This window comes from Pseudoalteromonas sp. T1lg48, from assembly GCF_002964785.1.
Taxonomy (GTDB): Bacteria; Pseudomonadota; Gammaproteobacteria; order Enterobacterales; family Alteromonadaceae; genus Pseudoalteromonas.
Genome location: NZ_PQCC01000004.1, coordinates 469,445 through 481,821 on the forward strand (window position 1 = coordinate 469,445; position 12,377 = coordinate 481,821).

At 50.0% G+C, this 12,377-nt stretch carries 10 protein-coding genes; 5 read left to right on the plus strand and 5 right to left on the minus strand.

Annotation, left to right across the window (positions count from 1 at the left end; genetic code table 11):
• Positions 1-1,086, minus strand: a complete 1,086-nt coding sequence (locus C2M29_RS07620; protein WP_105189180.1) for a M24 family metallopeptidase — start codon at positions 1,084-1,086, stop codon at positions 1-3.
• Between the two features lie 728 nt (positions 1,087-1,814).
• Here C2M29_RS07620 and C2M29_RS07625 point away from each other — a divergent pair.
• The 3 genes from C2M29_RS07625 (at position 1,815) to C2M29_RS07635 (ending at position 5,267) form a co-directional block, all read left to right on the plus strand.
• The gene (locus C2M29_RS07625; protein WP_158678884.1) at positions 1,815-2,384 is read left to right on the plus strand and encodes a hypothetical protein; all 570 of its coding nucleotides are present in this window, start codon (positions 1,815-1,817) and stop codon (positions 2,382-2,384) included.
• Between the two features lie 16 nt (positions 2,385-2,400).
• Positions 2,401-3,945 (plus strand): S8 family serine peptidase, encoded by a 1,545-nt coding sequence (locus tag C2M29_RS07630; protein ID WP_158684674.1) that lies wholly within the window; start codon positions 2,401-2,403, stop codon positions 3,943-3,945.
• 203 nt (positions 3,946-4,148) lie between these two features.
• A complete protein-coding gene (locus C2M29_RS07635; protein ID WP_105189183.1) occupies positions 4,149-5,267 on the plus strand; it encodes a hypothetical protein in 1,119 nt (372 codons plus the stop codon).
• 43 nt (positions 5,268-5,310) lie between these two features.
• Here C2M29_RS07635 and C2M29_RS07640 read toward each other — a convergent pair whose 3' ends face one another.
• The 4 genes from C2M29_RS07640 to C2M29_RS07655 all read right to left on the minus strand — a co-directional run bounded on the left by C2M29_RS07640 (position 5,311) and on the right by C2M29_RS07655 (position 9,565).
• Positions 5,311-5,979, minus strand: coding sequence for a GntR family transcriptional regulator (locus tag C2M29_RS07640; protein ID WP_105189339.1), 669 nt, complete (start codon positions 5,977-5,979; stop codon positions 5,311-5,313).
• 159 nt (positions 5,980-6,138) lie between these two features.
• Positions 6,139-7,635: an aldehyde dehydrogenase (NADP(+)) gene (locus C2M29_RS07645; protein ID WP_233998378.1), complete on the minus strand. Its 1,497-nt coding sequence runs from the start codon at positions 7,633-7,635 to the stop codon at positions 6,139-6,141.
• Between the two features lie 10 nt (positions 7,636-7,645).
• Positions 7,646-8,647, minus strand: coding sequence for a 4-hydroxyproline epimerase (locus C2M29_RS07650; protein ID WP_105189185.1), 1,002 nt, complete (start codon positions 8,645-8,647; stop codon positions 7,646-7,648).
• Positions 8,648-8,650: 3 nt separating this feature from the next.
• Positions 8,651-9,565: a dihydrodipicolinate synthase family protein gene (locus tag C2M29_RS07655; RefSeq protein ID WP_105189186.1), complete on the minus strand. Its 915-nt coding sequence runs from the start codon at positions 9,563-9,565 to the stop codon at positions 8,651-8,653.
• 190 nt (positions 9,566-9,755) lie between these two features.
• On the opposite strand from C2M29_RS07655, the gene C2M29_RS07660 reads away from it, so the two are divergent.
• Complete coding sequence (locus tag C2M29_RS07660; RefSeq protein ID WP_105189187.1) at positions 9,756-11,021, plus strand: NAD(P)/FAD-dependent oxidoreductase; 1,266 nt, start codon at positions 9,756-9,758, stop codon at positions 11,019-11,021.
• 17 nt (positions 11,022-11,038) lie between these two features.
• Complete coding sequence (locus C2M29_RS07665) at positions 11,039-12,250, plus strand: M24 family metallopeptidase (protein WP_105189188.1); 1,212 nt, start codon at positions 11,039-11,041, stop codon at positions 12,248-12,250.
• The last annotated feature ends 127 nt before the right edge of the window (positions 12,251-12,377 follow it).

Below are 12,377 nucleotides of genomic sequence, written 5' to 3' on the forward strand. Positions count from 1 at the left end.
TCAGCCTCCTAAAATGAATTGTTGTGGCGCCTGGGTCAGGCAATCATAACCCTCAGCCGTGACCACTATGTCTTCTTCCAAACGCACGCCACCAAGGTGTGGGATATAAATGCCCGGCTCTATGGTGATCACATTACCGGCTTGCAAACGGTACTGCTCGCCGGGCTTTAAAAATGGAATTTCATGCAAAAATAAGCCAAGACCATGCCCTAACCCTTCCCCAGCATATTGGCCGAACGGGCTTGCCTGGAGCACCTCGTGGGCTTTTGCATTGAGCTCATGGGCGCTTACTCCAGGGCGCACCGCATCCAGCGCCGCACGCTGGGCGTTTTGCACCGTATCGAAAATCGCCTGTTGCTCGGCACTGGGCTGCCCCCACACATAACTGCGGGTCATGTCCGAACGATAGCCATTCACCACGGCACCAAAATCTATCAAAATAAAATCGCCCTCAAGCAGTTGCTTATTCCCCGGGTTTCCATGGGGCAAGGCGCTGCGCTCAGCAAAGAGTAAAATGGTGTCGAACGAGGTGCCGGTGGAGCCACGCAACTGCATTTGATAATCCAGCTCAATGGCCAATTCGCGCTCTGTAATACCGGTTTTAATTTGCGTGAGCGTCTGTGCCAAGGCACTGTCGGCGATAGCGGCCGCCTGACGTATACAGTCAATTTCATACTCGTCTTTGACCCGGCGTAAGGACTCGACCATATCGGTTCTTGGTGTAAGCGCGGCGGCGTTCAATTCACTTGCTATGCCTTGCCACTGCGCCACGCTAAAGTGCGCCGCTTCAAAGCCAATGCGCAGGTTTGCGCCACCGAGTCGTGCAATACAGGCCCCCAGACTTTCATTGTCGCGATCCCGCTGCACCACCTCGATATCCTGGGTTTCACTCAGGGCGCGTTGGTAATAACGATAATCGGTGATCATCATCGCTTTTTGCGGCATCACCAAGAGGGTTGCCGCGTGGCCAGAGAAGCCGGTAAGGTAAGAGATATTCTCAAACCCTTGCACTACTAACAGTTCGTCACCCAACGAGGTAAGAAGATTTTGTAATCGCGCTAAACGCGCTAAAAAGACCTGACTCATCAAAAAATAAACCCTTGTAAGAAGACCCTAAAAATAAGGTAAACCGGCCATTACGGCCAATGCATGCGTGTACTAAGGTGCTAACAGCAATCATGGGATCCTTTGCTATCAATGGCACTATCAAGACCCAAAAAAGCCTCCCCCTTAACAAAGCCTCAGCGCCTCTTTTAGAGTTCACTACTGCAGACCAAGGCAGCGATTTTCCCCTTGGCTCTACATAACGCCTGCAATCTATTGCGGTGCCCACCACTTAATTGTATACAATATCCATAATGCCATTTCCTTAGTCGACGCACAAGCTCTCGCCATGAGTAAATGCAGGCGACAAGATAAAACCATTAAGTGACTGATAATAAAGAACTAGTAGAGTTTGTATTCTAAAAAAACCAAGTCCTATAGAGCTTATAATCTAAAAGCACCAAGAAAGTATTAAATGTCAAGCACTGGTACAAAATGGCACAAATTAACATCAGTTGTGACATTTATTAAAAACACCTTTTAACACGCCGTTAACACTGGGTTTTTAATTTCGCCTAATTTTTCTTCACGCCATCTCTTGTACTTTTCGCCATGACAGGCATTGCAATCAAAGGGCCCATCCTTTACTAATCTAGGGGCTGCTTATCGGCAAAGCACCTAATAGCTGCTCATTTTGCAACAATTGCCATTTGAGCATCAGCGGCAACAAATTTTTAAAGTGAAAACCTAAATTTTTTGGGGAAGGTCCAATGAAAACAACATATCTCGGATTACTCATACTTGGAGCAATGACCACGTTAAGCGGTTGCGCCAAGCTCGATGGCCGTGTGACGGCTGGCGGCACCTTGCACTCGCAAGGCGGTGATGGCAAGGCGGTCTTTACTGCCCATGCAGCACGCTGTGATGGCGACATTAAAGGCCGCGTCAATTACCAGGATAAAACCGCAATCGATTGGCAACAATTCGGCGGCATCGCCTTTAAAGCCAACGTTACTGGTGCCGGGTTATGCAGTGAAGATCCCGTTGCTCCGGATGGTTTAGAAGACGAAACACGTCATTGTAAACAGGATATCTGTACCGAAGGCATGTTCCAGGTTGAGTTCAATTATGACTCCACTAACCCAGCGGCGCCCGGTGAAGGTACAGGCTTTGCCTGCATGATGGATATCGGCGAGGGGATCAACTCCGGCTTTGGCGCCAACGGCATCTTAAATGTGATGTTGCTTGAGTCTGGCCCATATCAGGGTTATCACAACGCCGGAACCATGAGCGGTAACGTTCAAGTACACGATTGTCCATCTAGCGATGACGACGCCTAAGCGCAAGGAGCAAAAAATGAAAGTACTAAAAAATAAAACCCTACTTGCAGCGAGTATCGCCACCCTACTTAGCCTACCCGCAACAGCCGCCGAGCCACTGCGCATGGTATTAGAAGTCAATGCCAGCGACTTTGATAGTGTTAAGTCACAGCTTGTTGCGCAAGGCATTCAAATCAATCGCGAACTCTCAGAGTTAGATAGCCTGGCGATCACCCTGGATAAAAGTCAGCTGAGCAATGTTTCTGCATTGAAGGGCATTCAGGCATTTTACCCGGATATGCCGCGAAAACTTATGTCTGAAGGCAGCACCCAATTTATTCCTTATGGCCTGCCCATGGTGCAAGGTGATCAAGTAAGCTACCAAGGCGGCCAGAAGGTGTGCGTAATTGACAGCGGTTATGGATTAAGCCACCCAGATCTGCCTAGCGCGGCTGTAACAGGTGCCGAAGACGGAGGCGCTGGCGTATGGTATGAAGACCCATTTGGTCACGGCACCCATGTTGCCGGCACCATAGCGGCCGTGAACAACGACATCGGCACCGTGGGCTTGGTCTCGGATCACTCCCTCGAGATGCATATTGTGCGTGTCTTTGGTGGTAATGGCCGTTGGGCTTATGCCTCGGATCTGGCTCATGCCATCAATGAATGTGATCAAGCGGGCGCCAATATCATTTCTATGAGTTTAGGCGGCACCTTCTCGAGCCCTCTTGAGGAACGTGCCATCGCCAAGACCGCTCGCAACAATGTGTTGATGATTGCCGCCGCGGGTAACTCGGGCCAGCCAAGCCACAGCTATCCTGCCTCATACGACAGCGTGGTTTCAGTAGCTGCCGTCGATAGCATTAAAGATCGTGCCCCTTTCTCCCAACGTACGAGTCAGGTTGAGTTAAGCGCCCCTGGCGTGGATATCTTTTCGACCGTTCCTCAAGGACGAGGCGCTCGCTTTGATAAGTTTAACGTGGTTCAAGACGGCCTAAACCTGCTTCACTACGCCATGGAAAACTCGGCCAAAGGTAGCGTCACCGGTGAGCTTGTGGACTGTGGCCTGGGTACCGAAAGTTGTGGCGATGTCACAGGCAAAATTTGCTTAATAGAACGTGGCCAAATTCCTTTCTACCAAAAAGTGGAACAGTGTGAAGCCGATGGTGGTGTAGGCGTTATCGTGCGCAATAACATGCCTGGTAAATTGATCCCCATGATCTATCCAACTGACATGATTGCCGGAGCGGTCACCTACCAAGAAGGTATGAAGTTAATGGATAATCTTGGCAAGGAAACCACGATTTCAACGGCCAACTTCCCGGATCATGACTTTATGTCAGGTACCTCTATGGCGACACCGCATGTCTCGGGCGTTGCGGCCCTGGTGTGGAGTAACTTCCCGGAGTGTTCTGCCCAAGGCATACGCTTAGCGCTTAGAGCATCGGCGCAGGACTTAGGTGAGTCGGGCTATGACTATGCTTATGGCTGGGGTCTGGTTCAGGCCAAGGATGCGGTCGACTATATCAAGGCCAATGGCTGCCAAGCTCCGCAAGGCAACATGAAAGGCGGTCAAGGCTAAACGAGTTCGTTTTTATTCCTTTATAATCGTTACTTCAAGCGCTCCTAGTGAGCGCTTTTTTTGTTTTTAGGTAATTTAATCCGTGTTCCGCTCGTTGTATCTTTCATATGAACCTGATATCAATAATTAATAAATTGAAGATTTGAATCTAAATAATTAAATAATTTCAATTACTCAACAGGATCACAGGGACATAAACGAACATGGATACAACCGAAAAAAAAGTATTGTTTACGGCAACGGATGCACAGGGAAACGAACGCAGTGGTTATGTCGACGCCAACACAAATTCTGAGGCAATGCAGAAGCTCGAGGAAAATGGTTTCACAGATATCTTACTTCATTACGATGCCATCAATTGTGCTCACCGAGACGATCTCGACGGGTTAAACGAGCAAGAACTCGAACGTATCGCCAACATCGAATTAAAATCAATGACTGGCATGAGTTCTGGCGCGTTATTTGCCCAAGCACTCAAGCAAAACTGGCTATTTATCAGTTTTGGTCTCCTTGGTTGTGCATGGGGTGTTTATGACAGGAGTGCATTTTTCTTTGTGCTGGGCGGCATTGTCGCCTTAATTGCCCCTGTAATTAGCTTGAAAAACTTAATAACCCTATCTCAATATAACAAGCTACAAGAAGCAGATGCTTTTGGTGAATATGAGCACGCACTCAGCTTGATCAAGAAGCTAAAGCCAAAACTAAAAGCACCTGAAATGGCTTTTGACCTGGACGTTAGACACGCATCTATCATGGCGAAAAAAGGTGATATCGAAGGGGCATTTGACTTGCTTGCGCCTTGGCAACAAGAGTTTGAGGCCATGTCTCCCGGCATGTATGAAAGTAGAGCTGCTGTCATATACTATATCAGTGGTGATTTTGAATCTTTGTTAGGTATGATGCGCGATGCCTACGCTAAGTCCGATAACAATCAAACCATTTTGTTAGATCTCATCTTGATGGAAGCCCGCTACGGTGACGTCAATAATGCCCAAGAGCTTATGTCGAACATAGAGCTGCATTTGTTGCCTCCTATTTACTTACCATTTTTAGATTGGATAGAAGGGCTTATAGCCAGCCGAAATAATGATCCAAGCGCAAGTAAATCGCTGTCAAGCGCCGTTAGTCAAATGCTTGAGTATGGTGATAATCCAATAACATTAACCATGCTAGCCTTGATGACAGGTTCATATGCACGAGAGCTGCTGCGTGCGGGTGATGATGAGGGCGCTAAAAAAGTCCTCCAGAAGATTTGGCCGGTACTCAAAGAAAACGGTGATCAGCAGACGCTTAAAGAGCTGTCGCCCCTCATGGAGGGCTAGTTTGAAGCATTAAAAAAGCAGGCAATTCAGCCTGCTTTGTTCTTTAAACGCTCTGCTCTTCCATCTTAATAAGCAGCTTTTTGATGTCTTCTTTGGCCGCGGTAATATGGCGAATAAGGTAATCACAGGCCGCATCCACTTTTTTCGCCCGGCAGAGTTTCAGCAATTCGCGGTGCTCTTCTGGGGCGGTGTTAAGGCCTCCGGCAAGGAGAATATGCATACGCACGTAACGTTCGGAGTTTTTACTGAATTGCTCCACCAGTTCACGGGTTTGTGGACGCTCGGCGCGACTATACAGCTTGCCATGAAAGGCGCTGTTAAGATGACCCGTCGCAGCCTGAGTATCACCGGCGGCCATGGCCGTTTCAAGCTCTTCTAAAAGGGCTTCGGCATCTTGCAAGTCTTGTGCGGAGAGTTTTTCTAGGGAGTGACGCAGCAACTCTGCTTCCAACAACGCACGCAAATCAAAGATTTCGTCAACCTGTGATGCACTGACCTCGGTCACCGTGGCCCCTTTGTGGGCTTCAAAATTAACCAGGCCTTCGGCTTCAAGTTGCAACAAGGCTTCACGCACCGGAATACGGCTAACATTAAGCTCTTGGGCCAAGGCCGCCTGACGCAGTGGTGAGCCTGATTTAAATTCACCCGTCAGAATTTTTTCTCGGATCGCCTCGGCGACCAGCTGGGTGCGGGTTTTATGTTCGATTGCCATAGTACTTTCAATAAGTTGCATCTTTTATACAGTATACCGATGCCACCAAGCTATTTCGAGTACATTGTATACTTTTGTGGCGGTGAAAAAGCGCTACCACGCACGGGATGAGGCAGCGCTTGGGGGCGTTTTGCTTAACGTTTATTTCCTATCAGGAAATTATTTTTGTACGCACAGGGGACGCATAAAGCGGCGCATGGCCTCCAGGCCTACCGAGGTTGAACGTACATCGGTAGACGATGGGAACGGCCCTCCATGGTTCATCGACGGACAGACTTCAACACCCGTTGGCATTTGCTCCATGATCAGGCGCCCTACCTTGTAGCTCAATGCCTCCAGCAAAGCCTGATGCTCATCGTTTTGCTCATTGGCACCATGTACAGAAGCCGTAAGCTGTCCCTCTAAGGCATTGATCACCTCCATCAATTGCATCAAGTCCTGGTAGTGCACAATCAGGGCGCAAGGACCAAACACCTCTTCATGGAGCAAGGACGTTTGCAAAAATGCCTTGGCATCACAGCTAAACACATGGGCGTTGGCGTGGAAATCTCGCTGTCTTTCCCCCTGTGCCACCAGCCTAGTTGCCTTACAGTCGGTGAGACTTTCAATCGCGTGTTCAAATGAGCGCACAATCCCCGGTGTTAGCAAGGTATCGGAAGGGGCAGAGTTAATACTTTCTATCACCTTATCCATAAAGGCATCACAGCCATCGGCCGGCACCAACCACAACCCCGGGCTGGTACAAAATTGACCGTTGCCCATCAACATGGATGCGCACAATTGCCCTGCAAGTTCAGGCTTACTTTGCAATGCCTCTGGCAAGATAACTTGAGGGTTGATGGAGCCCAGTTCCCCATAAAAGGGGATTGTTTCAGCCCGGCTTTGAATAGTGGCCATCAAGGCTTTGGCAACCCCCATGGAGCCGGTAAAGCCCACTGCTTTTATTTGCGGTGCGGCTACCAGGCGATGGGAGATGTCATAGTTTACGCCTTGCAGCATAGAGAACACCCCCGCAGGCATATCACAGCGCTGGATGGCCTTATCGATTGCACGGGTCATCAGTTCACTGGTGCCTGGGTGAGCGCGGTGACTTTTCATCACCACGGGGCACCCTGCCGCCAGTGCCGCAGCGGTGTCGCCGCCAAGCGTAGAGAAGGCATAAGGGAAGTTAGAGGCACCAAATACCGCAACTGGGCCAACCGGCAAATATTTAAGTCTGGTATGCGGCTTTGGCAACGGCTGTCGTTCTGGATCGGCCAGATCTTCGCGGGTGACATGCAAAGGCGCTAAGTTATCCGCCAAGGCATCGGCAAACGCACGCAATTGATTAATGGTGCGACCACGTTCGCCCTGCAAGCGCGCTATGGGCAGGTTGGTTTCTTGATGGGTTACATCGAGTAATTGTTCGCCCAAGGCTTCAATTTCATCGGCGATGGCGTGTAAAAACGCGCTGCGCACCTGCATGCTGGTTTGTCGATAAATAACGAACGCCTGCTGTGCCGCCTCGCATGCGGTATCGACTAGATCCAGAGTGATATCGTAATAGGCCTGGTTTAGTGGCTCATTGTTTACAGGGCTAAAGCTAAAAAAGCGCTCACTGCTGCCTTGCTGCCATTGCCCGGCAATGTAACTATAACCCTTCAGTGTATGTGGCATTACTGTCTCCTTATAAAACTTGAAACCCGAAAGCATAGGGATCGTCATCATCAACCACGATGGCGTTGTGACCGGTTACCCTAGCCCAGCCTTCAATACTGGGCACTATGGCGGTTTTGCCCGCCACTTCGGTCACCGACTCGATGCAACCGATAAACTGGCTGCCAATGTAACTTTCGTGCACAAACGACTGCCCCTGCGCTAATTGGCCCTTGGCAAAGAGCTGCGCCATACGGGCACTGGTGCCTGTGCCACAGGGCGAGCGATCAATGGCTTTGTCGCCATAAAACACAGCGTTAGCGGCATCCGAATTGCCATTTTTAGGTAACCCGGTCCAGAGCACATGAGAGGCACCGCGCATGGTTGCATCATCCGGATGCACACACTCAAGCTGCGCGTTGATGGCATCACGCAGTAAAGGGCTCCAGCGTAATAACTGCGCCGCCGTGCAATACTCGATACCGGGGAAGTTCGCCTGTGGCTCGACTATGATGTAGAAGTTTCCGCCGAAGCTGATATCAACGCACAAGGAACCGAGCTCAGGCACCTCAACATGCACTTGCTCATAGGCAAGGTAGGCGGGCACGTTGAAAATTTTCACCGCCTTCACCTTTTTACCTTGCATGCGGTAGTGAGCTTCGACTCTTCCTGCCGGAGTATCCAGCTTGACCACTCCTGGTGTTCTTGGGTTTAGCAGGCCGTTTTCGATGGCAAAGGTCACGGTACCGATAGTGCCGTGACCACACATGGGCAAGCAGCCCGATGTTTCGATAAATAAAATGGCCGCGTCACCGTCTGCTGTTGTCGGCGGATAGAGAAATGAGCCCGACATCATGTCGTGGCCGCGCGGCTCAAACATTAACGCCTTGCGGATCCAGTCATAATCACGCAAAAAGTGCTGACGTTTTTGGCTCATACTTTGCCCTTCTAAAGAAGGATGGGCGCTTGTGACCAAGCGCACCGGATTCCCGCAGGTATGGCCGTCGATACAAAAGAAGGTTCCGCGGTTCATAGGCTAGTCCAGGTTGTACTTGCTAAGGTCGATGCGATTCTCAAGCGCTTCGTTGTAAAGGCGCTCAACGTACGCTTTTTCATCGGCGGTCAGGGATAAACGCGGAGCACGGGTGCGCTCACTGCCGCGACCAGCCAACTGCTCAGCATACTTGATGCACTGCACCAAGGTAGGGATGGTATCCAAACGTAACAGTGGTAAGAACCAGCGCCACAACTCACGCGCTTCTTCATAACGCCCCTGTTGCGCCAGTTTATAAATGGCCACAGACTCGCGAGGGAACACATTCGTTAAGCCAGAAATCCAACCGGTTGCGCCCAGCATCATAGACTCAAGGGCGATATCATCAACGCCGCCGAACACCACATAACGATCGCCAAAGGCACTAAATAGCTCGGTGATACGACGGGTGTCTTCGGTGGCTTCTTTTACCGACACGATATTGGCTTCCGCGGCCAGCACACGCATACCTTCAATAGACACATCAACGCCGTAGGTGACCGGGTTGTTGTAAATCATGATGGGTAATGCGGTAGCGCGGGCTATTTTTTGGTAATGGTCGATGGCCTCACGCTCACTGCTGCGATACACCATACCCGGTAGCACCATTAAACCATCGATACCCAGCTTTTCGGCATCCTGGGCAAACTCGATAGCAAATTGCGTAGTGGTTTCAGCCACACCGCTTAGCAATGGTACGCGACCTGCCACCACCTCTTTGGCCATGGCTAATACCTGGCGCTTTTCATCACTGCGTAATGAGCAATTCTCGCCCACGGTGCCGAGCACAATAATGCCGTGCACTCCCTCTTTAATCAGGGTGTCGATCATCGCTGCCGTGGTTTCAAAATTAATGCTGTCATCGCTATTGAATTGGGTCGTGACTGCTGGGTATACACCCTGCCAATTTACCTTCATGGTTATTCCTCATGTTGTCGTTGTGCTTGCCATGATAGATATATTGTATACAATATTCAACATGCAAAATTAAATTAGATTGACAAAGTGCTTGCAACACCCGTTTAAGCACACAAGAAAAATGCAACACATTGCAAAGAGTAAACAAAGAAACCTAAGAAAATAGCGGTGTAGGATCAGGAAGGGTTAGATGCAAAATCATTCTAGCGACGTAAACATAGACGATTTACCCATAGCGGTGATCGGCGCGGGAGTTGTCGGCTTAAGTTGTGCGTTGCAATTACAGCGCCAAGGGCACAAGGTCCATTTATACGACCCAGAGCGACCGGGCAGTCAATGCTCGCTTGGTAATGCCGGGCATTTTGCTACCGAGCAAGTATTTCCCCTTGCCTGCAAAAGCTTACTGCCTAAGTTACCTAAAATGCTGTTCACGCCAACCAGTGCGCTGCGCATTCGCCCTGCTTACTTTTTTAAACTACTGCCCTGGCTTTGGCGGTTTTGTATGAACATGCGACAGCGCCCATTTACGCGCCATACCCAGGCCCTTAAAGCGCTCAATGGACAGGCGCTTCGCGCTTGGCAATGTCTACTGGCCGATGATTTTGATACTCATATTCAATGCAATGGCTCATTGCTGACCTTTGAGCGCACGCCACTGAGCAGGGTTCAGGCACTTGCCGATAAATACGCAGCGCACGGCATTGCCGTTGAAGTGCTCAATAAAGCGCAAGTGCAGGCCCTGGAGCCTGAGCTAAACGCCAATATCACTTATGCACTTTATTTCACCGAGGTTGGCCATACCGCCTCCCCACAAGCCCTGAGCGATCATCTTTTTGATACATTAATTCAAGCGGGCGCGAAGTATTTGGCCTTGCACGTCGAAGCAATACAGGATAAAGGGCCTTTTTGCCAGTTAGTTACCGCAGGCCAGACACGTGCTTATCGCAAAGTGGTTGTATGCACCGGTGCATACAGTAAAGTATTGTGCCAACGGCTTGGTTACAGGCTTCCCATAGAAGCAGAACGCGGCTATCACTATCAATTGCAAACGCACCACAATGTGACGCGCCCCATTGCCTGTGCTGAACGTCAGTTTATCGTAACGCCTATGCAGCAGGGGCTGCGTTTGGCAGGAACCGTGGAGTTTGCTGGCTTACATACGCCAGCGGATTATCGCCGCGCCAAGAACCTGCTCAAGCATGGCAAAGAGCTGGTACCCTGCATTAACGAAGAATACAAACAACAGGATTGTTGGCAAGGGGCACGACCATCACTACCGGATTCATTGCCAGTGATAGGCCCGGCGCCCAAACACCCAAATGTTTATTTTGCCCTGGGCCACCAGCACTTAGGGCTAACCCAAGCAGCAATAACGAGCGAGCTGATTGCAGCAAGTATTAACGAACAACCCACTGCGATAAATCTCGATGCATTTTGCATCTCGCGGTTTCAATAAGTAAGGAGCTAGGCGCAATGAAAGGCATTGGCTATCAAACACAAGAACAAGCACTGGCGCAACTGAGCGACATGACCACGGATATCACGCCCATTGAAGAGGCGGAATACCGTGCGCGTATTGCCAAGGCGCAAGCCTATATGCAGGCGCATCAAATCGATGCCGTCTACCTTAATGCTGGCACCAATATGACCTATTTCACCGGCTTAAAATGGTATGCCAGTGAGCGCTTAGTCGGTGCACTTCTGCCCGCACAAGGTGACATCGCCTTTGTGGCACCGTTTTTTGAAATTGGCTCATTGCGCGATTACCAGGTGATTGATGCGCCAATTCATGCCTGGCAGGAAGAAGAAAACCCCTATGAACTGGTTCGCGAGGTGATGACACAACTAGGTTATGGCAACACTGCTACACTGGCCATTGATGAAAGCGCGCAATTCTTTATTGCCGATGGCATTAAAAAAGCGGCCCCTAATTACACCTTGGTTAACGGCGGTCAGGTAACAGCCCATTGTCGCATGCACAAATCAAGCAATGAGCTGGCGCTGATCCAGCGTGCCATGGACATGACCTTGGAAGTACACAAGGCAGCGGCCTCGATTCTTCATGAAGGGATCACCACCCGCGAAGTAGAAGCCTTTATCAATGCGGCGCACAAGAAAGTAGGCGCCGTGGCCGGTAACTATTTCTGCATCGTGCTATTCGGCCAGGCCACCAGCTTCCCCCATGGCGTGAAAGACCCGCAAACCCTGAAAAAAGGTGACATGGTGCTGATCGATACCGGTTGTCAGCTCAAAGGCTATTTAAGCGATATCACCCGCACCTATGTGTTTGGTGAAGCCACCGAGCGCCAGCGTATGTTCTGGGAATTTGAGAAAAACGCTCAATTAAAAGCCTTTGCAGCGGCACAAGTGGGTAACACCTGTGGTGATGTAGATTTTGCCGCGCGCAGTTATCTAGCAGAGCAAACGCTGGGACCGGATTATCAACTACCGGGCTGCCCGCACCGCACAGGCCACGGCATTGGCATGGATATTCACGAATGGCCGTATTTGGTTAAAAACAACCCGCAGCTGCTTGCGCCGGGCATGTGTTTCTCCAATGAGCCCATGCTGGTGATCCCGGGCGAATTTGGCGTGCGTTTGGAAGATCACTTCTATACCACGGAAAAAGGTCCGATATGGTTTACCGAGCCGGCGCACAGTATCGATAACCCTTTTGGGCTTTAAATATAAAACCGAACACATATGCAGCACTTTTTTGGTGCTGCATTTTCACCACTAACTCACTACCTTTTAGATATAAATCAGGGAGTTTATAGACCTACTTTGGTTTGCTTTCTGGCCGCTATCAAGG